At 46.5% G+C, this 23,434-nt stretch carries 20 protein-coding genes; 15 read left to right on the top strand and 5 right to left on the bottom strand.

What is annotated here, in order from left to right; genetic code table 11:
• The first annotated feature begins 223 nt into the window (after positions 1 to 223).
• The 5 genes from DKW60_RS02240 to DKW60_RS02220 all read left to right on the top strand — a co-directional run bounded on the left by DKW60_RS02240 (position 224) and on the right by DKW60_RS02220 (position 5,425).
• A complete protein-coding gene (locus DKW60_RS02240) occupies positions 224 to 1,009 on the top strand; it encodes an ABC transporter ATP-binding protein (RefSeq protein ID WP_109836037.1) in 786 nt (261 codons plus the stop codon).
• On the top strand, positions 1,006 to 1,710 hold the full coding sequence (locus DKW60_RS02235; protein ID WP_109836036.1) for an ABC transporter ATP-binding protein: 705 nt from the start codon (positions 1,006 to 1,008) through the stop codon (positions 1,708 to 1,710). Before DKW60_RS02240 ends, DKW60_RS02235 begins: the two co-directional genes overlap by 4 nt.
• Before the next feature lie 4 nt (positions 1,711 to 1,714).
• Positions 1,715 to 2,740, top strand: coding sequence for a branched-chain amino acid ABC transporter permease (locus DKW60_RS02230; RefSeq protein WP_219988613.1), 1,026 nt, complete (start codon positions 1,715 to 1,717; stop codon positions 2,738 to 2,740).
• Positions 2,737 to 4,104, top strand: a complete 1,368-nt coding sequence (locus DKW60_RS02225; RefSeq protein WP_219988612.1) for a branched-chain amino acid ABC transporter permease — start codon at positions 2,737 to 2,739, stop codon at positions 4,102 to 4,104. Before DKW60_RS02230 ends, DKW60_RS02225 begins: the two co-directional genes overlap by 4 nt.
• Positions 4,105 to 4,225: 121 nt before the next feature.
• Complete coding sequence (locus tag DKW60_RS02220) at positions 4,226 to 5,425, top strand: ABC transporter substrate-binding protein (RefSeq protein ID WP_109836035.1); 1,200 nt, start codon at positions 4,226 to 4,228, stop codon at positions 5,423 to 5,425.
• A 213-nt stretch (positions 5,426 to 5,638) separates the two neighbouring features.
• Here DKW60_RS02220 and yddG read toward each other — a convergent pair whose 3' ends face one another.
• The 3 genes from yddG to DKW60_RS02205 all read right to left on the bottom strand — a co-directional run bounded on the left by yddG (position 5,639) and on the right by DKW60_RS02205 (position 8,139).
• On the bottom strand, positions 5,639 to 6,550 hold the full coding sequence (yddG, locus tag DKW60_RS02215) for an aromatic amino acid exporter YddG (protein WP_109836034.1): 912 nt from the start codon (positions 6,548 to 6,550) through the stop codon (positions 5,639 to 5,641).
• Positions 6,551 to 6,693: 143 nt separating this feature from the next.
• Entirely contained in the window at positions 6,694 to 7,410 is a 717-nt protein-coding gene (locus tag DKW60_RS02210) for an AraC family transcriptional regulator (RefSeq protein ID WP_109836033.1), read from the bottom strand.
• A gap of 21 nt (positions 7,411 to 7,431) precedes the next feature.
• Positions 7,432 to 8,139, bottom strand: coding sequence for a gamma-glutamylcyclotransferase family protein (locus DKW60_RS02205; protein WP_109836032.1), 708 nt, complete (start codon positions 8,137 to 8,139; stop codon positions 7,432 to 7,434).
• A gap of 173 nt (positions 8,140 to 8,312) precedes the next feature.
• On the opposite strand from DKW60_RS02205, the gene DKW60_RS02200 reads away from it, so the two are divergent.
• Both DKW60_RS02200 and DKW60_RS02195 read left to right on the top strand, forming a co-directional pair.
• Positions 8,313 to 9,242, top strand: coding sequence for a carbohydrate kinase family protein (locus DKW60_RS02200; protein ID WP_109836031.1), 930 nt, complete (start codon positions 8,313 to 8,315; stop codon positions 9,240 to 9,242).
• A gap of 12 nt (positions 9,243 to 9,254) precedes the next feature.
• Positions 9,255 to 10,166, top strand: coding sequence for a pseudouridine-5'-phosphate glycosidase (locus tag DKW60_RS02195; protein ID WP_109836030.1), 912 nt, complete (start codon positions 9,255 to 9,257; stop codon positions 10,164 to 10,166).
• Between the two features lie 22 nt (positions 10,167 to 10,188).
• Here the strand turns inward: DKW60_RS02195 and DKW60_RS02190 are convergent, their stop codons facing one another.
• Together DKW60_RS02190 and DKW60_RS02185 are read right to left on the bottom strand one after the other, a co-directional pair.
• Complete coding sequence (locus tag DKW60_RS02190) at positions 10,189 to 12,762, bottom strand: sensor domain-containing protein (protein ID WP_109836029.1); 2,574 nt, start codon at positions 12,760 to 12,762, stop codon at positions 10,189 to 10,191.
• Positions 12,763 to 12,765: 3 nt separating this feature from the next.
• On the bottom strand, positions 12,766 to 13,407 hold the full coding sequence (locus DKW60_RS02185; protein ID WP_109836028.1) for a histidine phosphatase family protein: 642 nt from the start codon (positions 13,405 to 13,407) through the stop codon (positions 12,766 to 12,768).
• 356 nt (positions 13,408 to 13,763) lie between these two features.
• Here DKW60_RS02185 and DKW60_RS02180 point away from each other — a divergent pair, with 356 nt between their 5' ends.
• The 8 genes from DKW60_RS02180 to DKW60_RS02145 all read left to right on the top strand — a co-directional run bounded on the left by DKW60_RS02180 (position 13,764) and on the right by DKW60_RS02145 (position 23,416).
• Positions 13,764 to 14,129: a VOC family protein gene (locus tag DKW60_RS02180; protein ID WP_109836027.1), complete on the top strand. Its 366-nt coding sequence runs from the start codon at positions 13,764 to 13,766 to the stop codon at positions 14,127 to 14,129.
• 78 nt (positions 14,130 to 14,207) lie between these two features.
• A complete protein-coding gene (gene arfB / locus DKW60_RS02175) occupies positions 14,208 to 14,624 on the top strand; it encodes an alternative ribosome rescue aminoacyl-tRNA hydrolase ArfB (protein WP_109836026.1) in 417 nt (138 codons plus the stop codon).
• A gap of 237 nt (positions 14,625 to 14,861) precedes the next feature.
• Positions 14,862 to 16,424 (top strand): PcfJ domain-containing protein, encoded by a 1,563-nt coding sequence (locus tag DKW60_RS02170; RefSeq protein WP_181389551.1) that lies wholly within the window; start codon positions 14,862 to 14,864, stop codon positions 16,422 to 16,424.
• A gap of 161 nt (positions 16,425 to 16,585) precedes the next feature.
• Positions 16,586 to 18,286, top strand: coding sequence for an Hsp70 family protein (locus DKW60_RS02165; protein ID WP_109836024.1), 1,701 nt, complete (start codon positions 16,586 to 16,588; stop codon positions 18,284 to 18,286).
• Complete coding sequence (locus DKW60_RS02160; protein ID WP_109836023.1) at positions 18,286 to 19,503, top strand: RDD family protein; 1,218 nt, start codon at positions 18,286 to 18,288, stop codon at positions 19,501 to 19,503. Before DKW60_RS02165 ends, DKW60_RS02160 begins: the two co-directional genes overlap by 1 nt.
• A 27-nt stretch (positions 19,504 to 19,530) precedes the next feature.
• On the top strand, positions 19,531 to 20,676 hold the full coding sequence (locus DKW60_RS02155) for an alpha-hydroxy acid oxidase (RefSeq protein WP_109836022.1): 1,146 nt from the start codon (positions 19,531 to 19,533) through the stop codon (positions 20,674 to 20,676).
• Positions 20,677 to 20,753: 77 nt separating this feature from the next.
• Positions 20,754 to 22,460 carry a protein adenylyltransferase SelO gene (locus DKW60_RS02150; RefSeq protein WP_109836021.1) on the top strand — a complete coding sequence of 569 codons (1,707 nt, stop codon included), beginning with the start codon at positions 20,754 to 20,756 and terminating at the stop codon, positions 22,458 to 22,460.
• A 344-nt stretch (positions 22,461 to 22,804) separates the two neighbouring features.
• Positions 22,805 to 23,416 (top strand): Uma2 family endonuclease, encoded by a 612-nt coding sequence (locus DKW60_RS02145; protein ID WP_109836020.1) that lies wholly within the window; start codon positions 22,805 to 22,807, stop codon positions 23,414 to 23,416.
• Positions 23,417 to 23,434 lie beyond the last annotated feature (18 nt).

Genomic DNA, 23,434 nt, shown 5'->3' with positions numbered 1-23,434 from the left:
GTGGAGATTATGTTCATTGATTTTCTACTCCGCGGGACAGTTTACACAAATGTCAAATTAAATTCTGCTATAAATTAATATTAGTTGTATGAACAGTTTTCGTCGCTTGAGTGAGGTGCTTAAACGTGTATACAATGCTTTTGTTACCGGTTTCACGCATTAATGTTGATTACCGTTACGTTAACAAAACACTATTAACTAATATTTGAGTACTCACTCTGTAATGATTCGAGTTGAAGCTGTAAGTAAACATTTCGGCGGTGTGAAAGCTGTCGATAATGCCACCCTAAGCATCGAGAAGGGCTCCATTACCGGTCTGATTGGCCCTAACGGAGCAGGAAAGACCACCATGTTTAATATTATCGCAGGTAATATCGTCCCAACTATGGGTAAGATATATCTCGGTGATGAAGACATAACCGGACTGCAACCCCATGAGCTATTTGACAAAGGCTTGTTGCGTACCTTCCAGATTGCTCATGAATTCCCAACACTCACTGTCTTAGAAAACCTGATGATGGTTCCCGGCCAGCAAGCCGGTGAGAAACTAATGGATGCCTGGTTCAAGCCGTCACTGGTTCGGGAGCAGGAAGCTGAGATCAGAGCTAAAGCGGCCGATGTTGTCGAATTTTTAGGTCTGACCCATGTGATTCAGGAATTAGCCGGTAATTTGTCAGGCGGACAAAAGAAGCTGCTTGAGCTTGGTCGCACTATGATGGTGGATGCCAAGGTGGTGCTGCTGGATGAAGTGGGTGCTGGTGTTAACCGAACCCTACTTAATACTATCGGTGATGCTATCGTGCGTTTAAATAAAGAGCGTGGTTACACTTTCTGCATGATCGAGCATGACATGGATTTCATTACCCGTATGTGTGATCCGGTGATTGTGATGGCGGAGGGAACGGTACTCGCTGAAGGTACAGCTGAAGAAGTCAAAACCAATGAAGCCGTTATCGAGTCTTATCTTGGCCGTGGTCTGAAAAATAAGCCGGAGGTGGCGCAGTCATGAGTTATTTGATTGGGGAAAACCTAACCGGTGGATACGGTGGGATGGATATCCTGAATGATTTGACGATTAGTGTGGATAAAGGCGAAATTGCGGTTATTGTTGGGCCAAATGGAGCAGGCAAATCGACCGCAATGAAAGCATTGTTAGGTATGTTGGATCTGCGGGAAGGGCAAGTGCTGTTGGATGGTAAAGACATTACTAATCTGACACCGCAGGCACGTGTTGGTGAAGGCATTGCCTTCGTACCGCAAACGCATAATGTATTTACCAGCATGACGGTTCAGGAAAATCTGGAAATGGGTGCATTTTTGCGCCGCGATGATATTTTCGAAACCATGGAGCAGATCTACGAACTGTTTCCGATTCTCAAGGAAAAGCGCAAACAAGCCGCGGGTGAGTTATCCGGTGGTCAGCGTCAGCAAGTCGCAGTTGGTCGGGCCATGATGACTCGCCCCAGTGTGTTGATGTTGGATGAGCCAACGGCAGGTGTTTCACCGATCGTGATGGATGAGCTGTTTGATCGAATCATTGAAGTAAAAAATACGGGTGTTGCAGTGCTAATGGTTGAGCAAAATGCACGTCAGGCTTTGGATATTGCAGATCGGGGCTATGTACTGGTGACAGGCCGCAATCGCTTTACTGATACTGGGGCGGCGTTATTAGCTGATCCTGAAGTCCGCAAATCATTCCTGGGGGGTTAAGCAGATGCCAGAAACTATTGAAATGTTGAACGCATTAACGCTGTTCTCAAACTTCGTATTAATCCCCGGACTAGCTTACGGTTCACAGCTTGCCTTAGGAGCGCTGGGTGTCACGTTAGTATTTGGTATTTTGCGCTTTGCAAACTTTGCCCATGGTGACTTAATGGCATTCGGCACCATGGTCACTATCTTAATGACATGGTGGCTGCAGTCCTTAGGAGTCAGCATTAGCCCATTACCGACCGCTCTGATTGCCTTGCCGATTGGAATCATTGTCACTGCATTATTTGCGGTTGCGACTGATAAGGCTGTGTTTAGCTTTTACCGACTGAAAAAGAGCCCACCGGTTATTCTAACAATCGCTTCAATTGGTGTCATGTTTATGATGAATGCCATCGTGCGATTCATTATCGGACCTAATGATCAACGCTTTTATGACGGTGAAAAATTCCTGATGAAAGCTCGTGAATTCAAACAGTTAACGGGTTTAGATGAAGGGCTTTCTATTCGTTATACACAGGTGCTAACGGTTGTTGTTGCACTGGTTGTTGTGATTGCATTGTTCTGGTTTTTACAGCGTTCGCGTACCGGTAAAGCGATGCGCGCATTCTCAGATAATGAGGATTTAGCGCTGTTATCAGGTATCAACCCTGACCGCGTGGTATTGATCACATGGATCATTGCAGCAGCATTGGCGACTATCGCTGGTGTGCTTTACGGGATGGATAAAAGTTTTAAGCCTTTCACATACTTCCAGTTATTGCTGCCGATATTCGCTGCCGCAATCGTTGGTGGAATAGGGCATCCGGTGGGAGCCGTGGTAGGTGGTTATGTCGTTGCCTTCTCTGAAGTAATGGTGACTTACGCCTATAAGAAAGTGTTTGTGTATGTTTTGCCGGAAGACTGGCAACCGGAGGGACTGTCGCAGTTGTTATCGACCGATTATAAATTTGCCGTTTCATTTATCATTTTGGTGGTGGTGCTGCTCATCAAACCAACGGGCTTATTTAAAGGGAAGGTGATCAAATGAGTAAGTTTCGTGCTCCCTTAGTATTTCTGATTATGGCTGGCATGTTGGTGTTTGTCGGTGTGTACCAATCCTGGTCTGTTTCATTAAGTATCCTCGGTATGTGTCTGATTTCAGCGGTAATGGCGCTGGGTGTCAACATCCAATGGGGCTATGCCGGACTGTTTAATGCTGGTGTCATGGGCTTTACCGCTATCGGTGGTGTGGCTGCTGTTCTGGTGTCTTATCCTCCGGTGAAAGAGGCGTGGTCAGCAGGCGGTGGCGGCATCGGCATAAGCTTGCTGATTATGTTGGTCATGTCAGCCATTATCTACTTTTCGCTGAAACTGCTGCCGAAAGGTAAGCTGCGTGGTTTGCTGATATTTATCGTGCTGTTACTGGGATTGTATGTGGCGCGTCAGTTCTTTTACCCTGCGGTATCGAGCATAGAATCAGTTGATTCAGCGGTGTCAGGTTTCTTAGGTGGTATGGGTTTACCCATCCTGTTCTCATGGATTGTGGGCGGTGTATTAGCCGCTGCGGTTGCATGGGCGATTGGTAAAGTTGCACTGGGTTTGCGTTCTGATTATCTGGCAATTGCGACGCTGGGTATTTCTGAAATTGTTATCGCAGTGATTAAAAACGAAGACTGGTTGACTCGCGGTGTTAAAAACGTCACGGGTCTAAAACGTCCGGTGCCTCTGGAAGCTGAACTGCAGCAGGAAGAGTGGTTTATCTCTTTAGTAAGCCGCTTTAACGAAAGCAAGCTGGCTGCTATTAGCGATGCCGATGCAAAGGCAGAAATGCTGCGTAGTCTGGTGATCGAAGGCTCCGGTATATTCGTTAAGCTGTGTTATGCCGGATTATTTGCCGTGGTTCTGCTAATCGTTTTGGCACTAAGTATACGAGCATTGAACTCGCCATGGGGACGCATGATGCGTGCGATTCGTGATAATGATGAAGCTGCCAGCGCTATGGGTAAGGACATCAAAAAGCGTCATCTGCAAGTATTTATACTCGGCTCGGCAGTGATTGGTATCGCCGGAGCAATGTTGACGACCCTTGATGGTCAGTTAACACCAACGAGTTACCAGCCTCTGCGTTTCACCTTCCTGGTTTGGGTGATGGTGATTGTGGGTGGTAGTGGTAATAACTTGGGTGCCGTGTTTGGTGGATTCCTGATCTGGTTTATGTGGATCGAGGCTGAGCCGATTGCAATTGTTCTGATGAGCTTTGTAACCAGTGGCATGGCCGAGACCAGCGCCTTGAAGAGTCACCTGATTGAAAGTGCGCCGCATCTGCGATTGTTCCTGATGGGACTGTTACTACTGTTCGTACTGCGTTTTAGTCCAAAAGGAATACTGCCTGAGAAGGTACGTCATTCGTAAAATTGTTACATCCGGCAGACAAAATTTGCCGGATGTAGTAATGTTTGAATCAGCTACAAATAAGGCTGGGTTTATGTCTGGTATATGCCAGGGTTTAATAAAGAAAGAGAGGATAGGATCAATGAGAAAAACATTATTAGCAACGGCTACAGCGTTGGCGTTATCAGCATCAATGACAGCAATGGCTGCAAGCCATAGTGAAGCAATCAAAGTCGGTGTTATTTTAGGTTTTACTGGCCCGATTGAATCATTGACGCCAACAATGGCTGACTCTGCTGAATTGGCTTTTAAAGAAGCATCGGAAAGTGGCGCGCTGCTAGATGGTAAAAAAATCGAAGCAGTCCGTGCAGATACAACCTGTGTTGATGCAGCTGTAGCAAGCTCTGCAGCAGAGCGTCTGGTTACTTCAGAGAAAGTTGTAGCAATGGTGGGTGCAGCATGTTCTGGATCTTCGACTGCAATCGCGACTAAAGTTGCTGCAGCCAATGGCGTAGCGATGATTTCTCCTTCGTCAACATCACCAGCGCTAACTACGGTTGAAGATAACGGCATGTTCTTCCGTACTGCACCGTCTGATGCACGTCAGGGTGAAGTATTGGCGGGTATCGTGATTGACCGTGATATCAAAGAAGTTGCGATCACTTACACCAACAATGACTATGGTAAAGGTCTGGCTGAGTCATTCAGCACGGCATACAAAGCGAAAGGCGGTAAGGTTGCAATCTCAGCGGCTCATGAAGATGGTAAAGCTGACTACTCTGCAGAAGTAGGTGCATTGTCAGCATCTGGTGCCGAAGAGTTAGTTGTACTGGGTTACCTTGACCAAGGTGGTCGTGGTGTTATTCAGGCTTCTTTAGATGCAGATGCTTTCTCTCGTTTCATTCTGGCTGACGGCATGATCGGTGACTCTTTGATCAAGAACGTTGATGGTAGCCTGAACGGTACATTCGGCACACTACCAGGCTCTGAGTCTGCGGGTGCAAAGATGTTCCTGGATCACGCGAAAGCAAATGGTATTGATGGTGACGGCCCATACCGTGCAGAAAGCTACGATGCAGCTGCACTGTTAGTCTTAGCAATGCAGGCTGGTAAATCAGCAGATCGTGCTTCAATCGCTAAGAACATCATGAGTGTGGCTAATGCACCGGGTGAGAAGATTCTACCGGGACAAATTGCTAAGGCTCTGAAGATTTTGGCTGAAGGCGGCGAAGTTGATTATGACGGCGCGTCTAACGTTGAATTCTCAGAAGTGGGTGAAGCAGCAGGTTCTTATAAAGAAGTTGAAGTTGCACCTAAGTTCAATACGATGAAGGTGCACTAAAAGGTTGATTCAGGCCGCTTATCAGGCTTGATAAATCGTTAGTGAACGAATCGAGGCCCGGCAATTTGTCGGGCCTTTTTAGTGGACTCTGTGAGGGAGGCTACCTTTGATGGCTGGTTAGATGAGTGCGTTTTCTTTAGGTGTCGTAAGAAGCTTTAGTGCGATTAAAAATAGTTACTTTGGTTATGGTTACCGCCTAGTGAAGGAGGGTAATTAAGTCGTCTGATCGTTACCACGATTCGCCTTAAAGCCGGGCATATTAAAGCGAATCATATCTTTAGCAGCAATAACGGCACCGAGTGTGATAAGGACGCAGGCGGTGCCGATTGCCCAGCTGAAGTCAGCGAATCCAGCAGCGACTAAGGCCAGTGATGACAGTAACGGAGCGAGGTAGGAACCAGCGCCGAGTACATTGATATCGCCATGTTTCATGCCGTAGTCCCATGTATAAAAGGCGAGTCCGACAGGGCCAAGCCCCAGACCGAATACGGCCAGCCATTCACTTGTACTGGCAGGCCAGACCGTTTCCTCCATGATGCCGTGCGCGATAAGTGCGCAGAGAGCAGTCGCTAGGCAAAATCCGGTAACGACATCGGTTGAGACCGCAGAGAAACGTCGCAAGGTGACGGAATAGGCTGACCAGATCAGTGCGCAGAGTAAGGCGGCGGAGTAACCGAGTGTGTATTCGGCATTGAAATCGACACTGCTACCACCCGTCACAATCAACGCAGCACCGGATAAGCCCAGTATGCCACCGACTAAGTGATACCAGCGTAATCGTTCACCGGGTAATAATGACGAAAACAGAATGATCAATAGCGGCCACAAATAGGCGATTAAACCTGCTTCGATTGGTGGTGCATTTTTCAGGGCAGTAAAGTAAAAGAAGTGATAGCCAAACAGTCCGCCGACTCCTAATACCCAAACGCTGATAGGTTGACGTAACTCACGAATAGCATGTGGGCGAAAGATCCAACTTAGCACACCAATCATCCCACCTAGTGCAAAGGTCATCGCCATTAATTGGAAGGGGGGAACTTTGCCACTGGCTGCGGTAAATAAGGCCAGTAAAGACCATAGCAAAATGGCGCTGAAGCCGGTTAGGGTTGAGGCTGATCGTGTCATAGGGGGATTCACTCATCATGTGATTTGGTATGGATGGTCTGGTCAGGTGTAAATAGTCGTTGCCAGAGTGGTGATGACTGTAACCCAAAAGGGAATGAGGATTTGTGCTGAAAGGACGGTATGTGCGTTTGGTAGGTTGGATTTTAACGCGCCATAAAGCTTCGTGGGGATTGTCCAAAGTAGGCATTAAAGCGCCTACTGAAGGCGGACTGATCCTGATAGCCGACTTTTTCTGCAACCAAATGTGCTGGAAAGTCAGTATTGGCTAGCAAGGCGCGGGCTTTTTCCATTCGAAGCATTAACAAATACTGGCCGCAGGTTTGACCGGTTTGCTTTTTGAATAAGGTTTTGAGCTGGCTGACGCTTAAATTGGCGTGTTTGGCGAGTGTATCTAACGATAGACCCTCAGTAAGATCATCGGCTAATAGCGCTAATACTCGCGCGATACGTGGGTCGGTACGAGGTAAGAATTCCTGAGTCGCCAGCAATTGCTTAAATAACTGCATCATTGAGTCTTCAAGTGTTCTGTCTAGGCGATGTTCCAACTGAGCTTCTGCAAAGCTACAAAACCGTTGTAGGGCATTTGAAGTCGTGACGAATGGGGAGTCTATCTTGAGGAGATTATCTGGTAGTTCAGCCATATCAGCAACTAAAAAACGGGCGTGCTCTAAGGCTTTAAAGTGATGAGTGATACCAGCTTTTATCACTGCACATTGGCCGATACCGATGCTGCGAGCATGGTGGGTATCAGCTAGGGTCATTTCAATAATGCCATGCAGTGGTAACACCAGTTGATGATAATTGTGCCGATGAGAGTCGGGAACGGGGTGATAGCGGCGAATGGAGAGTTTGTCTTTCATAGCAGCAACAAGAGGCGTTAATCAGTCTTTAATCATCCAGGTGAGTAATGACGAGTTCCAAAATCGCTCCACGGTTTTGCGACAAAGCCCTTCATATTTAATTAGTAGAGGGTGTAGCGCAGTAGGCCAGCGATTCAGGTTGTCAATAAACTTACCGGTGATGGTGAGAGGTTGACGAGTATTCAGCACTTCGGTTGCTTCCATCGCTTTTGTGTACGACTTCGGTACAATATCCATTTCATGATAAGCGTCTGTTAAATAATCCAAATATTCCTGCGTGGGTTTCAGATCTTGCGTAATGGTTCTGGCACGATAATAGTAAAAAGGTAGGCCATTGTATTCCCCTAACACTTTATCGTGAGCCTTCAAAAACGGCACGCCTTCGTAATAATCCATACGTGCAGCATCACTTTGCTTAATCAGATACAGACGACCGTAGACTTTTTCACCAGGTGCGTGATCTGCCGAGGCAAAGCCGTGATCTTTGTAAAAACCACTTTGGGTAAAGCGTAAGGCTGCATCTTCCAGCGCGTAATCAATAGATTGGTAAACAGTCATATTACGCTGCTTTAATATGTGCGGGCTAAGGTTAGCACCGAAGGCGAAGTAGTAGATTTTTTGTTCAGTACGCGGGTTAATCAACCGCATTAGATTGGCCCATTCGAAGCCAAGTTTCCACAATAAAATACGCAGCAAAATGGATGCCCCGGTTGCGTTTGAAAACGGCATGATAGCAGACTTAACAGAGATGAGTGCAGCCCTTATCAGGCCTAAAGATAAGGGGCTTTAATAGGTGATAATAATGCACTGGAGGTTATTATGTGGGTCAGGATCGACTTTTTGGGCAGACATTTCAAACCATCAGCCTATAATCCAAACTTCCGATAATTAAAGGTGATGTGATGATCTCTGACTATGTTGTGACAGTCATTGGCGGCGCAAACGTTGATATCCAAGGCAAGCCGCAAAGTCAGCTTCTGCTGGCAGATTCCAGTCCTGGCGTCATCCAGTCGTCCTTAGGTGGTGTTGGCCGTAATATCGCTGAGTGCATCAGTCGCTTACAAGTCAAAGCCCGTTTAATTACAGTGGTGGGTGATGATAAGGAGGGGAGTTTGGTGAAAGACAATGCACTCTCTAACCATATTGATATCCAACTCTCCGCGACAAGCAGCGAATATCGAACGTCCACCTACCTCTATGTCCTGGATGAGCACGGTGAGATGGTCGTTGCCATTTCGGATATGGCGATTACTGAAACTCTCACACCTGCCTTTTTTAAGCCCCTGATCCCTCAAATCGAACAGTCACCTTATACAGTGATCGATGCCAATCTACCATCACAGAGCATCGAGTATCTGGCGGAAAATTTACAAGCGACTCGTCTTATCCTTGATCCGGTATCCGTTAGTAAAGCCATCCGTGCTAAATCAGTGTTGGGAAAGCTTTATGCCATTAAGTTGAACCGGAGTGAGGCAGAGGTTTTAACGGGTCTGACGCTGGATAGTCCGCAAAAAATAGCTGAAGCAGGGCAGCTTTTAATTGCTAACGGTGTGGCGCGGGTATTTATTACATTGGGTGCAGAGGGTGTTTACTATCAGGATGAGGAGCACGGCTTCTTCCGCCAAGCCATAAAAAGCAAGGTGGTGAATGCCACAGGGGCGGGTGATTCCTTTACTGCCGCAATGGTCTACGGCTTTGTTGGGCAATTAAGTCCGCAAGATCTGGTGGATTTTTGTATTGGGGCCAGTACTATTGCGTTATCAGACGAGCAGACTATTGCATCAGATTTAAGCGTAGACTCTGTTAAGACAATACTAAGCAACCCTCATTAAAAGGATTTGACCTTGAACCCATACGTCGTCATCAGTGAAGAAGTGAAAACAGCACTGGCTAATCATCAGCCGGTAGTTGCGCTAGAGTCCACCATTATCTCTCATGGAATGCCATATCCTCAGAATGTTGAGACAGCGTTGAATGTAGAGCAGGTGGTACGCGATAATGGTGCGGTACCTGCAACAATCGCCATAATCGGTGGCATCTTAAAAGTGGGTTTGTCCACGGATGAAATTGAGTATTTGGGTAAAAAAGGGCTGGATGTTGTTAAGTGTAGCAGACGTGACCTGCCGGTCGTGGTTGCCAAAGGCTTAGATGGCGCGACCACCGTTGCCACTACCATGATTATTGCTGATATGGCCGGAGTCAAGGTCTTTGCAACAGGCGGTATTGGTGGGGTACATCGTGGTGCCAGCGAAACGATGGATATCTCTGCTGATTTGATGGAGCTGGCACAAACAGATGTTGCGGTAGTTTGTGCAGGCATTAAGTCCATTCTGGATATTGGGCTTACTCTGGAATATCTGGAAACACAGGGTGTGACGGTGTTGGGCTATGGGACAGACAAGTTACCGGCGTTTTATCTCCGTGACAGCGGTTTTGGTGTGGATGCGCGCGTGGACAGTGGCAAAGATGTTGCGGATATGATGAAAGCCAAATGGGCGATGCAGCTACGTGGCGGCTTTGTGGTGGGTAATCCTGTGCCAGAGGCGTATGAAGAAGATAAAGCACAAATTACGTCAGCCATCGAGCAAGCCTTAACGGAATTGGATGAGCAGGGGATTACGGGTAAAGATTCCACGCCGTTTTTACTGGCACGAGTCAAGGATCTCACCGGTGGCGATAGTCTAGACACAAATATCCAGTTGGTTTACAACAATGCGAAAGTCGCCTCCGCAATTGCAGTGGCCTACTGTGCGTAAATACTGCGATTCTGTCTGTCAATTACATCACTAGTTCTGGTGAATGCTGCACTGACTTTGCTTGAGCTGAGGTGCTTTGTTGTGAGAGTGCCTCAGTGACGTCATCTGCATTCATTGGTCGGTTAAACAAGTAGCCTTGAGCGTATTGGCACTGATGCTCACATAAGAAAGTTTGTTGTTTTGTGCACTCAACACCTTCTGCCACAATTTCTAAACCAAGGGCATGCCCCATCGCTATGATAGCCGTCACCAGTTCACGGTTTGCTGTGCTAACGGAAATGTCCTTGATGAAACTACGGTCTATCTTCAGGGTATCAAAAGAGTAGCGACGTAAGTAACTTAGGGAGGAATAGCCAGTTCCAAAATCATCCATCGCCAGACGAATACCAAGTTCACTGAGGTCTTGTAGTGCCTCATCAATAAAGCTATGGCCACTCATCAGAACGCCTTCTGTGATTTCTAGCTCTAATGTAGACGCCGATACCCCACTGCGGTTGAGTGCACTCTTAATGAAATCTATGAGATTGGGGTCTCGGAATTGACGTGGGGACAGATTGACCGCGATACGTAATTCACTGCCATAGTGAGCCTGCCACTGCGTTACTGCTTGTAAGGCGCTTGTCAGAACAAATTCGCCGATTGGGATGATCAGACCGGTATGCTCAGCAATTGGAATAAACTCCTCTGGTGATATGTCACCCAGCAGGTGGTTGTGCCATCGTAGTAATGCTTCAGCGCCAACAATCGTCCCACTGACCACATCAATTTGTGGTTGAAATACCAGTCGAAACTCGTTTCGTTTCAGGGCTCCGTGTAATTGTTCTTCTAAAGCGAGTTCACGAGAGACGCCGCGGTTCATTGACTCAGTAAAGAAAGTATAAGTATTGCGGCCGGATTTTTTGGCGCTGTACATTGCAGAGTCTGCTTTGCGTAATAACTCTGAAGTGCTGTCCCCATCGTCCGGAAAGGTCGCAATACCAACACTGGAAGTTAATATCAGTTCACGGTCATCGACATCAAAAGGGGTTCTAAATTGCTCAAGCAACTCCTCAACAGTGGGGATAGCCTCTTGGCAGGTCTTCAGGCCCTGAAGAATTACAATAAATTCGTCACCACCCAAGCGAGCCACGGTATCGCCTTCATTTAAGATGGATTGCAGTCTTTTCCCCGCCTCGATCAATAGTTTGTCGCCTGTTTCATGGCCTAAAGTGTCGTTGATCTTTTTGAATCCATCCAGATCAAGGAAAAACACAGCGAGTGTTTCATGATTTTTATGGGCTTCTTCCAGGCCACTTTGCAGCAGGTCAAGTGCCAGAAACCGGTTTGGTAACTGGGTAAGTGCATCGTAATGAGCCTTATGTAGTATCTCTCTTTCAGCCTTGATGCGGTTAGTAACATCGGTAATTGCAAACGCCATTACTGACTCTTCATTTGCCAAGGTCAATTTAGTCACGGCAGCTTCTACGTAAAACTCTTCGCCATTTTTTTTAAGGGCGGTGAGTGGCTGGCTCACCATCTCCCGGAGCGCTTTGTCATCCACTAACTTGATCTCATTAAAGCGATGATTATTATCATCGTGAACACGTTTAGGGGCCAGCATTGACATTGGCTGACCGATCACTTCACGGCTGGAATGACCATAGATCGCTTCTGCGGCCTTGTTGAATAAGACGATTTCGCCTTTGTCATTAATGGCGGTAATCGCAGCAGGAATACGGTGTAACAGGTTGTAGTAGTGCTCTTTACTACTGGTAAGTTTGCCTATCGTATTGTTCAGTTGATGCTGCTGTTCTTTATTTTTTTCCAGACTTCGCTTAAAGGTATACACCGCCTCATTGAGTTGGTGCATATTATTGCTGGCATTACTTTTGGCAGGTAATTTTACGTCTTTATCACCCCTTGCAAGACCGATGAGGGCCTCGTTAACCAGATCTATTTCTGAAGACATTCGTCTTGAAAAATAGAGCGCTGAAAATATCATGATCCCCAGTAACGAGGAGGTCAGAATCGTCAGCGATGACTTGTCATAGAGGGAGCTTTCGATTAAGCCTGACTTTTCATTGAGGTTTTGTACATGAAAGTCCGACAGGGTCATGAAGTCATCGTTAAGTCTCCACAGCACCTCAACTGCATTATGCATTTCATCTTCGGCTAACTCTGGTTCTCTTGTGGAGAGCTCAATAGTATTTATGGTTTCGTCACGATAAAGACCAAAATTGGCTTCAATCTGTTTAAAGATTTGAATGTTGCTAATGGTTTGGGGTATTGAACGAAGTGTATTAATAAGTTGTTCTTCCAGCTCATGCAGCTCATCTAATATCACACGCCCCTCTACATAAATTCGTTCTTCATCCGGGTCATCTTCAGCATCACGAAGTAATCGCTCTAACTTCTCGTGATTATGTGACAGCAAAATAACCGTTCGGCTGATTTCACCGATTTGAGGGAGATTGGACTCGTCGATTTCCCGGAGTATATCGCTGTGAGTTTGAATGATTGCGTTGCTACTGTAGAAGAATATCAATGTCAGCACGACACCAATAAATGGCGCGATTAGAAAGCGGCTACGTAATGAGAGTGAGTCAAAGAAACGCATGTATTAGCTCTCACTATCCTTGTTTTGTAAAGGGGAGGTCCACTCATCTGGTTTAATCATACCCTTAAAAATAATGTCATCACCGCGTTTTTTAAACACGACAACAACTCCTTCAGGCTTCGGCCATACGTTCAAGCCATCCTTTAGATTAGCCGTATGGCCAACAAATACATGGTTATTGTGCTCAACCCCAGAGTTGAGCATCATGGCGAGGAGCTGTTTACCGAGTCTGCTGGCTTCTTGTTTATTTTTACCGATTGAGAATTGCAAATCTGGCTCTACGCTATACTTACCAAAGGTTAATTGCGCGGTCTCTTTTGTGCGGCAGTAAGGGCTGGACAGTACATTACCAATCGGTATTTTAAGATCTTCTATGATAGTGCCGATCTCTTTTAGTTGTTCGCGACCACTCTTACTAAGGTTCCTCTGGTTATCACAGTGTTTAAACGTATCGGTATGATTATCCCTTTCGGTAACATTAGTCTCACCGTGTCGCATGTAAATAATATGGCCACCAGACTGTAGCGCAGCGATTAACTCAGGCGCTGATAAGGCTTTTTGGGTGTCTGCTGCTACCAGGAATAGCGGTAGACATAAACAGCTCGTGATAAGGGGTTTTAGAGTAGGATGTAAAAAACGTTTCAACTTCTAAGTCCTGTGGCTATGTGTTGAATAGTGGATACAACAGCAGCTTAAAATTGTTTATTTTTATGAGTTTGCGATGACTTCTGACTGTGCGCTTATACCGGGGGGAGTAGTAGCTGTGTCAGCTGCCATGATTTTGTCACACTGCTGGTTTCGGTCTGTTTCTCTGGGTTTGTTGACTTGTTGTGCTAATTATATGTCGTGTACATATGAACGCAGGGTTTATGAGGGGATGAGTGGTCGGTGGTTGCTAGTAAAAGTCGATATCCGTTTTTTTAGTGTTATTGCATAAATTGCTGTATAAACTTCTTCATAATGAATGTTATGTTAAATCTAAGTGAAGAGAGGAGATTATCATGCCAAACCTATCCATTACCGAAATAAAAGCCTTCGTTCCCTCAAAAGATTTCGATTTGTCCAAACAGTTTTATCAGGACATTGGCTTCACGATGGCTTCAGACGGTGGTGGCGTTGCCTATTTCCACTTCGATTCCGTAAGTTTCTTACTTCAGGATTTTTGCCGGGATGAATTTGCTGAAAACTTCATGATGCATATTCTGGTAGAAGATATCGAGGCATGGTGGGCTCATATAGATGCAAGCGGTGTGGTCGATAAATACAAAGCCAAACTCTCAAAAATCGAGCTACAGCCGTGGGGTATGAAAGACTTTTGTCTGATTGATCCGGCAGGCGTGTGTTGGCACATAGGGCAGAATGTGTGAGTCATGCCTCAGACTGCTGATATCCATAAAAACCTGTTAATTTAATAGAGGAGCTTAGACTGCTATACTCTTCACATCATGTTATCCATTACTTCACACATAGCGTTAGCAGACTGGGAAATCCAGCTGACTGCAATACGTGCTCAGGGTCCGGGTGGCCAAAACGTCAATAAGGTGTCGTCAGCAATACACCTGCGATTTGATGTGCAGAATTCTACGTTACCACCGTTCTACAAACAACGCTTGCTCAAATTAAACGATCACCGACTGACAAAAGATGGCGTGATCATTATTAAAGCGCAGCAGTTTCGTAATCAGGAGCAAAATAAAGAAGATGCACTGCAGCGGCTGAAGCAGATGATTCTTGCAGCAGTGGTTCAGCCGAAACAACGCAGGGCAACTAAGCCAAGCCGTAACTCACAGAAAAAACGTATGGATAAAAAAACGCAGCACGGTAAAACCAAAGCGTTGCGTCGCAAACCCATCAATGACTAAGGCAGCTGCGCAGAACAAATATCACATAACAAAATAAATATTTTACTATATTAACCGATAGTATTATGCGCAACCTTCACTAGAGATCTTTCCTCTAGCTAATCTCTGAAAGTACAATAAAAATTAATTAAAACATAATCTTAGAGTATTTTATATTGACCTCCGCCTATTGTTGGCACAGCCTTTGCTGTGTCTATTCTCGAATAGTTTATTAATTTGATCGAGATGGAGGTCAGCATGAACGCAGCAGCCGCAAAGCAAACAATAAAGCAGCACTTTCAAAGCTTAAACGATGAGCAGCTGCAGCAATACCATATTAATCACGATTACTTCACGGGGCGGCCATTGTCACAGCCGATGATGCCGAGAGACCGGGAAGTGAGTGCGGAGATTGTGAAGAAGCAACGTAACCTCAAGCGCATGAATGAGGTGCTTTATCCTGCACCGACTTTGGGTAGTGTGTTGGGGGATGCTTTGGCTGGTTTACAGCTGAGTGATGAGCCTAATAACAACGTACAATCAGCGATATTGGAGAAACCTTCTGAGGACTTGGTGAAGCGGGCTAAACGCTGGTTCAATCAGTATATTCAGGAGGGTTTAGCGTCCCTACTAACAACCCAATCAGGTCGTCTGACAGATGCTAATCTGGCTGTGATTAAACGCGCATTTTCTCACAATACGGTGTTGATCCAGAATGTCTGTAGCTTATCGGCATTTTGGATTCGCAGCCCGTTGGAATGGGATGGCCAAGCTGAGTCAACTCAGGGCTTGTTTGAGCATTTGTTCGTACAATATGAAGCACCGGCTTTTCTAAAGCCTTGTTGGTCGCGTGTAATGGACGAGCAGACAGTTCCGTGGTTGCTGTGTTATCTCATGTATGTGCAGGGTGGAAGCCTGAAGGCGCTGGTTGATGTGTTTGGTTGGACACCTGCCAGCCATAAGTTGTGGCATCAGCTGTTTGATTGTCCGGCTAAGTTGTCACCAGAGCATGCCGTGCTGTATGCCGAGTTCAAACGATTGGGTGGCTGGGATGAAGATCTTGCTTGCCTGATGGCGAATGAGGCCTATGTGATTGATTTGCTGGCGCCGGTCTCAGAGGATAGCCGGGACTTTTGGTACGACACGTGTCGTTGGACGATCAGTAAGCAGTATGAGATGTCCGGTGAGGTAAACCGTAAGATTTTGTGGTGGGCTCGCCATCAGTTTACGGAGTTGGCGCGTCAGGGTGAGCAATATCGTTTACAAGGACGTAGCCTTGCAAAAGTCTTGGAAAGCCTGACACAGTATGAGGATGAGCAAGCCTCTATTGCGCGTGCTCGTGCGCGGCTGGCAGAGCGCGGTCGTCAGGTATCTATGGCGCGTAATGAAGAGCGTGATCGTTTGCGTGAACAGGAGCGTCTTGATCGTCTGGAGTTTATGGCGCGCCGTAATGCACCGTATCACTATAGTGATTATGAACTGATAAACCTTAGCTGGAATGAGCGTGGCTGGAACTGGGACTTGCAAGCTCACGGTAAGCAATGGCGTTTTGTGGAGCTAACCACCGGTAATGAGCTACATGAGGAAGGTCAAATAATGGAGCACTGTGTCGGTGGATACTCACAGAGTTGCTACGAAGGTCATTCAGTGATTTTTTCACTTCGATGCGACAATAAGCGCACGCTTACCATTGAAATTGATCCATTAACGCGTGACCTGGTGCAGGTTCAGGGGCACTACAACGCTGATCCGAAGAAGTCGGAATACAATGTGGTGAAGCGTTGGGTCAACGAAGTCGTTCATGGCCGTGTTTATTGGTAATCAAAGGGTCGCTCGCAGCAATGCCAGCGGCCCGCTTTTTTAAGCTAGCACCACACTAGCTTACCGACCTACGGTTAGTGTTTTTCAGTAGATTCACCAGCAAACAGCGATACTTTTGCTATACTTCTAGCACGTAATAAACACCCTCAAAGTGAATAATAATGACAATTTTAGGAATTGACTTGGGGACGACCAACAGTGCTTGTGCCGTGTGGCGAGACGGTACTGTTGAGCTGATTCCCAATGCCTTGGGTGATTTCTTAACCCCATCGGCAATTTATATCGACCAAGACAATCAGGTGCACGTTGGCAAAGTCGGGCGTGAGCGAGCAGTGACGCACCCGCAAGCAACTGCACAGGTATTTAAACGCTACATGGGAACGCACAAAGTGATTCGTCTGCAGGGGAAAGACTACAGCGCAGTGGAGTTATCCAGTTTTGTGCTAAAACGCCTCAAAGAAGATGCCGAGAAACACTTGAGTGAGACCATTACACAGGCCGTCATTAGTGTGCCTGCTTATTTTAATGACACGCAGCGTAAAGCGACCAAGCAGGCCGGTGAAATGGCTGGACTGTATGTGGAGCGCTTAGTCAATGAGCCAACGGCTGCTGCTATCGCTTATGGTTTGCATGAAAAACCCGAGCACTCCCAGTTTATGGTGCTCGACCTCGGTGGTGGCACTTTTGATGTGTCGATCATGGAGTATTTCTCTGGCGTGCTTGAAGTACATGCGTCATCTGGTGATAATTTTTTAGGCGGAGAAGATTTCCTCGAACTGCTTGTTGATCATTATCTGGAACAGATAAAAACCACCCGCAAAAAGACAAAGCCTCAGGATTTGCAGAAGATCCAGATACAGATGGAACGGGTGAAGCGTGAGTTAAATGCCGTTGAAAAAGTGGTTGTTGAGCCGATTTTGGAAAGTAACTATGAAACGGTGACGATTAGCCGTGAGCAGTTTGCCAAGATTAGCGATGTACTGCTGTCAAGACTGCAACAACCGATTGAAACAACCTTGCGCGATGCCAATATTTGTCCGGCTGATTTGGATGAAGTGATTCTGGTTGGTGGTGCAACTCGCATGCAGAGTTTACGTTCTATTGTTGCGCGGATGTTCCGACGCCTGCCGATGGCTAACCTTGACCCTGACTTAGTGGTCGCGATGGGGGCAGGTATTCAGGCCGGTTTAAAAGCGCGTGATCAGGCGTTGGATGATGTGGTGCTAACAGACGTGTGCCCATATACCCTTGGCACTGGCATTATTAATGATGCGGACATTAGCGGCACCCAGGGAGATTTATTTAGTCCGATTTTAGAACGCAATTCAGTGATTCCGGCCAGTCGCGTGTCGAGTTTTTTTACGGTGCATAATAATCAGAAAGAGCTGGAATTTAATATCTACCAAGGTGAAAGCCGCTTGGTGAAAAATAATATTGCGCTTGGTTCAATCACGGTTGCTGTGCCTAAAAATAAGAAAGGCCAAGAGGGTGCTGAAGTCAGGTTTAGCTATGATATGAATGGTTTGCTGGAAGTGGATATTAAAGTACTAAGCACGGGCGAAACCTATTACAAAATGATTCAAAATGCACCGGGTGAGCTGAGTGAGCAAGCGTTGGCAGAGTCGCGGAAAAAGTTGGCACTGCTGAAATTCCATCCGCGTGAGCAGGAGACCAATCAGCTATTGATTGCCCGGGCTGAGCGTTTGTTTGAAAGCAGGTTGGCTGAGCAGCGTCAGATGATTCAGGGGAATTTGCGCTGGTTTGAAGAAATTTTAGAGAAACAAAATGTGCGTGATATCGAACAGGCACAGCTTGATTTTGCTGAATTTCTGGATAGCTTAGAACAGGATCGTTTATTCTGATGAATTGCTGGGAAATACTGGGCATCGAGCCTGATTCTGATAAGAAAACCATCAAAATCGCATATGCAAAATTGCTTAAACAATGTAGACCGGATGAGGATCCCGATGGTTTTCAGCAGTTGCACAGGGCTTATAAAAATGCGCTGATGTGGGGACCGGTTGAGTTTGTTAAAGATGATACCCCTTGGATGACAGAGGAAGGTAAGCCGACGCAACAAACTGAACCGGAAACCGAGATTGATGTAGCCAAGAATGGCATACCCAAAGATAGTATAGCTAAGGACGATGCCTTTGGACTTGAGGGCGCCCAAATAGCCGAAGCATCTGAGTCATTCGTGTTAGAGGCTTCCGATACCGATAATGCCGACGCTTGGTTACTTGAGGAGGTACCAACACTCAGCGAAGAAGATCAAGCCTTACTCGCTGAAATCAGCCAGCAAGAAGAAAGCTTCGGTAAAGACTGGGAATCGCTCTACACGCAAGTTAATGCCATTATTAAATCCATCAAGCAAGCCAACGATATTGATTCCTGGCGATTTATTGAATCTTTGCCATCCATGCGTGATCTGGAGTTTCGGAAAGCCACTGCGGATAAAGTGTTTGAAGTGATTGCTGAGGTGAACCAGTCTTCTTTGCAGAGTAAAAACTTGTTCATCAAAAGACCTGTCATTAACTATCTCAATGGTTTATTTCATTGGGACAAAAAGTGGCAGCAGTATGATTATCAATACAACCGAAGCATGTTAGACGCGGTATTTCCATATCTAGAGGAAGCGGATCGTCCGATAAAAGGCGGCAAGCAAAAGCGGGAGTTGTATTACTATCGGCGTGCCATGGCGTTCAGTATTGATATGATCGTGTTGATTTTAGTGGCGATGTTTGTTGACTCCATCGCGGCCAACTGGGGAGCTGATGAAGAGAGCTTTACCGCCATTTTCTGGTGGATATTGCTCTATGTCCTGATCATCATTCCCGTGCAGGAAAGTTCGCGACATCAGGGAACGCTGGGTAAACGCATTATTGGTTTGGAAGTGATTTCGCGGCGAGGGGACAGGATTAATTTTATCCACGCGACCTGGCGAAGTGTGGTCACAACATTCTGCTGTATGGCATTTAAACTCGTGCTCTGGATTAACTTGATATTATCTTGGTGGCGTTCTGAATTACTGCAGGATACACTGACGCGCTCTTACGTAAGACTAAAACCCAGACGATAGTTTTACTTTACTGAGGAGAGCACATCCGTGAGCCAGCAACTTCACAATAAATACCCCGCAATTTCTGATTTAGAATACAAAGCAAAGCGCCGTATTCCACATTTTGCATGGGAATATTTAGATAGCGGAACGGGGGTTGAGGATTGCGTACCTCGTAATCGTGCTGCATTTTCTGATGTGATTCTGACGCCTAAATTTATGCAGGGTGTGTTTGAGCCGGAGACGAAAACGTCATTATTTGGTGTGGACTATGACTTGCCATTTGGCGTCGCTCCGGTTGGATTGACAGGATTAATGTGGCCTGCTGCCGAGAAGATTCTGGCCAAATCTGCCGCGCAATACCGTATTCCTTACACCTTAAGTACAGTGGCCACAGAAGCACCAGAAAGCATTGCCCCTTTAGTTGATGGTATGGGGTGGTTTCAGCTCTATCCACCACGTCGGGAAGCTCTGCGCAAAGATATCTTAAAGCGCGCCAAAGATAATGGCTTCACAACACTTGTTGTTACAGCGGATGTACCGACCGGGAGCACCCGTGAACGTCAGACCCGAGCGGGCGTCACCGTGCCACCAAAGACGGGTTTACGCACCGTGTTTCATTCAGCAATGCGGCCTCGTTGGACAATGGAAACATTACGCTATGGTCAGCCTGCATTTCGTGGTCTGGAAAAGTATCTGGATGCCAAAGACATGCAAAACATGACCGCTTTTATGGTAAAGGAGCTAGGTGGTTCACTGGATTGGGATTATCTGAAGCTGGTTCGTGATGAGTGGGACGGGCCAATTGTGCTTAAAGGCATTCTGGATGTGGAGCAGGCAAAAATGGCGGTTGCAGCTGGGCTGGATGGTGTTGTGGTGTCCAATCATGGTGGACGTCAATGTGATGGTGTGCCCGCTTCATTGCATGTATTGCCGGAGATAAAAGCAGCTGTTGGCGATGATATCAAAGTGCTGTTCGATAGTGGTGTACGAACCGGTCTGGATATTATCCGCGCCATCGCTTTGGGAGCGGATTTTGTATTGCTGGGACGACCGTTTATGTATGGCGTTGCTGCGCTCGGTCATGCCGGTGGCAATCATGTTATTGAGATACTGAGTAACGACCTTAGAAACAATATGAGTCAACTGGGTTGTCGTAGGCTTGATGAGTTTGCTGCTCGTCTTAGACATTAGGATAGGAGCAGGCAGATACATTGATCAATTCAAGCTTCAGTCTCAAACCAAGCTGCTAGAAAAGGGAATCACTGCGCATGACACAAACGACGGATACAAAACCAAAGCAGCCGCTGGAAACGCTGAGTGATCTTGCCGCTTTGGCAGATTACTCGCTAATGGATACACTCACTGCAGACCCTGATGCGGATTTAAGCGGAGCCAATCACTCGCCACGTCAAATCTACTCTGGTCATTATGTGCCGGTCACTCCCTCGCCAATTGAAAATCCTGAATACGTCACTCATAGCAAAAATTTCTTTAGTGAATTGGGCCTCGCAGATAGTTTAGCGCAGTCCGACGATTTCATCAGACTGTTTTCCGGTGATCTTTCAGATGTGCCGGAACCAATGCGTCAGATAGGCTGGGCCACTGGCTACGCGCTGTCTATTTACGGTAGAGAGTTTACTCAGCAGTGTCCCTTTAAAACTGGTAATGGGTATGGTGACGGTCGTGCCATCTCAGTGCTTGAAGCAATGATCGACGGACAACGCTGGGAAATGCAGCTTAAAGGCAGCGGGCGTACGCCATACTCTCGAGGTGCAGATGGCCGTGCTGTATTGCGATCAAGCGTGCGTGAGTTTTTAGCGCAGGAGCACATGCATGCGCTAGGTGTGCCAACCTCGCGCTCGCTGTGTTTGTATGCATCATTGACCGAAACGGTTAAACGCCCGTGGTACTCGGAAGGGTCTCGCGAGCAAGATCCGGATGTGCTTATTGCTGAAGCTGTTGCTATCTCGACACGCGTTGCGCCATCCTTTATCCGCGTTGGTCAGCTTGAAATCTTTGGTCGCCGTGCGCGAAGTGAAGCTCACCCACAAGCGATGGCAGAGCTGGAGCAAATTGTTCTGCACCTTATTGACCGTGAGTACGCAGATGTTATCGACCAGCAGCTGCCTATGACAGAAAAAGTCGCGATGCTGGCACGTGAGTTTCGCAATCGCCTGACCTCCTTGGTCGCGAATTGGATACGGGTTGGTTATTGCCAGGGCAACTTTAATAGTGACAACTGTGCCGCAGGTGGTTTTACGCTGGACTATGGCCCATTTGGATTCTGCGAGGTGTTTGATCCATATTTTCAGCCGTGGACAGGCGGTGGAGAGCATTACTGCTTCTTCAACCAGCCGGCTGCAGCAGAACGTAATTTCGCGAGTTTTTGTACAGCTTTGAGGCCTTTACTGAAATCACATCCCGAGGCTTTACAGCAACTTGATGATATTCAACGTGGTTTTCCAGATGTTATGCAAAGCAAGATGGATGAGATGTGGGCGTCTAAACTGGGATTAGATAGTTTCGACGAAGCACTATTCCATGAACTACTTAGGCTGATGATGAAAACGACGGTCGATTACACGATGTTCTTCCGTGAACTGTCAGCACTACCTGAGGATATTATCCCACTTAAAAAGAGCTTCTACTCCGAATCGACAGCGCTGGATGAGCGTTGGGCTAAGTGGTTCACACAATGGAAAATGCTGATTAATAATGCTGCTTCCCGTTCGCCTGAGGAAATATCCAGACAGATGAAGAGCGTCAATGCCAAGTACAGTTTGCGTGAGTGGTTTGTTGCGCCTGCTTATAAGGTAGCAGCAGAGCAAGACTATGGGCTAATTCGTGAGCTACAAGAGGTTATGACGCGGCCTTATGCAGAGCAGTCACAAGGTGTTGATGATAAGTACAATAGGTTGAAGCCCGAACAGTTTTTTGAAGCAGGTGGAGTGTCACATTATAGTTGTTCGTCGTGAGATCTCTGCTAACGGAACATGAGCTAGCATCAGCTCATTCCCATCAATTTCTTATCATACGGAAACTGGGTCAGGTTCTCATAACCATCCTCGGTTATCAGTGCTCAGGGTCAATTTTGCGGATAGAACGGTAATGCTGATTCATGATGTCATCCTATGTGCAACTTTCCTGATATCTACTTTAAATGGATCTGCATTTTACTCAAGTCTAAACTACTCTAGTCATGAAGTGCTTATGGTGTACAGCGCTTATTGGGTACTTCAGACTCGCTGTGTAGACACATTTGCTATTCTTTTTCAGTTAATCTCTAATATAGATATATTACTTAATCAAGGGGCCTGACATGCCACTAGCAGAACAGCACAATCAACTTAGCGTAGAGGACTACCTCGAAGGAGAACGCCAGAGTGAAGTTCGCCATGAGTTTGCTGATGGTTCTGTCTATGCGATGGCTGGGGCGAGTATTAATCATAACCAGATCACCGCTAATTTGCTGACTAGTTTAGTCACTCACTTGCGCGGTACAGATTGTCGTCCTTTTAGCAGTGACCTGTTGGTGAAAACCAGTAAAGATCACTATCGCTACCCTGATGTAACGGTTGTTTGCGATGATCAGTTTATTGATGACTATTCTACAGATTCACCACTAATACTCATTGAAGTATTATCTAAAGGTACTCACCAGCTGGATCGGCAAATCAAGCGACTTGAATACATCAACTTACCGAGCCTACAGGAATATGTTTTGGTTGAACAAGAACGGGTTGAGGTTGAAGTGTTTCGCCGAAATCAGGGGTGGCAGCCTTCCTATTATTACTGGGACGATGTGGTAGAGCTAGAGTCGGTTGGTATGAGTCTTTCAGTGCAGGCTATTTATGAGCAGGTACGAAATGGTGAGGTTGAAGAGTTGATGCAACAGGTGGAGACATACTCGGCAGACAAAAACAACGCTTGATGAGTTAGGGCACTATGC

Source organism: Leucothrix pacifica (genome assembly GCF_003172875.1).
Taxonomy (GTDB): domain Bacteria; phylum Pseudomonadota; class Gammaproteobacteria; order Thiotrichales; family Thiotrichaceae; genus Leucothrix; species Leucothrix pacifica.
The sequence above is the reverse complement of the archived record's forward strand: the minus strand, read 5'-3'. Positions and strand labels throughout refer to the sequence as shown.

Bases quoted from the DNA above. Each gene is read 5' to 3' on its own strand.
- DKW60_RS02145 (WP_109836020.1), top strand. From the start codon at position 22,805: ATGCCACTAGCAGAACAGCACAATCAACTTAGCGTAGAGGACTACCTC.
- DKW60_RS02170 (WP_181389551.1), top strand. From the start codon at position 14,862: ATGAACGCAGCAGCCGCAAAGCAAACAATAAAGCAGCACTTTCAAAGC.
- DKW60_RS02235 (WP_109836036.1), top strand. From the start codon at position 1,006: ATGAGTTATTTGATTGGGGAAAACCTAACCGGTGGATACGGTGGGATG.
- DKW60_RS02190 (WP_109836029.1), bottom strand. From the start codon at position 12,762: ATGCGTTTCTTTGACTCACTCTCATTACGTAGCCGCTTTCTAATCGCG.
- arfB (WP_109836026.1), top strand. From the start codon at position 14,208: ATGTTATCCATTACTTCACACATAGCGTTAGCAGACTGGGAAATCCAG.
- DKW60_RS02150 (WP_109836021.1), top strand. From the start codon at position 20,754: ATGACACAAACGACGGATACAAAACCAAAGCAGCCGCTGGAAACGCTG.
- DKW60_RS02200 (WP_109836031.1), top strand. From the start codon at position 8,313: ATGATCTCTGACTATGTTGTGACAGTCATTGGCGGCGCAAACGTTGAT.
- DKW60_RS02225 (WP_219988612.1), top strand. From the start codon at position 2,737: ATGAGTAAGTTTCGTGCTCCCTTAGTATTTCTGATTATGGCTGGCATG.
- DKW60_RS02220 (WP_109836035.1), top strand. From the start codon at position 4,226: ATGAGAAAAACATTATTAGCAACGGCTACAGCGTTGGCGTTATCAGCA.
- DKW60_RS02165 (WP_109836024.1), top strand. From the start codon at position 16,586: ATGACAATTTTAGGAATTGACTTGGGGACGACCAACAGTGCTTGTGCC.
- DKW60_RS02205 (WP_109836032.1), bottom strand. From the start codon at position 8,139: ATGCCGTTTTCAAACGCAACCGGGGCATCCATTTTGCTGCGTATTTTA.
- DKW60_RS02180 (WP_109836027.1), top strand. From the start codon at position 13,764: ATGCCAAACCTATCCATTACCGAAATAAAAGCCTTCGTTCCCTCAAAA.
- DKW60_RS02210 (WP_109836033.1), bottom strand. From the start codon at position 7,410: ATGAAAGACAAACTCTCCATTCGCCGCTATCACCCCGTTCCCGACTCT.
- DKW60_RS02160 (WP_109836023.1), top strand. From the start codon at position 18,286: ATGAATTGCTGGGAAATACTGGGCATCGAGCCTGATTCTGATAAGAAA.
- DKW60_RS02230 (WP_219988613.1), top strand. From the start codon at position 1,715: ATGCCAGAAACTATTGAAATGTTGAACGCATTAACGCTGTTCTCAAAC.
- yddG (WP_109836034.1), bottom strand. From the start codon at position 6,550: ATGACACGATCAGCCTCAACCCTAACCGGCTTCAGCGCCATTTTGCTA.
- DKW60_RS02240 (WP_109836037.1), top strand. From the start codon at position 224: ATGATTCGAGTTGAAGCTGTAAGTAAACATTTCGGCGGTGTGAAAGCT.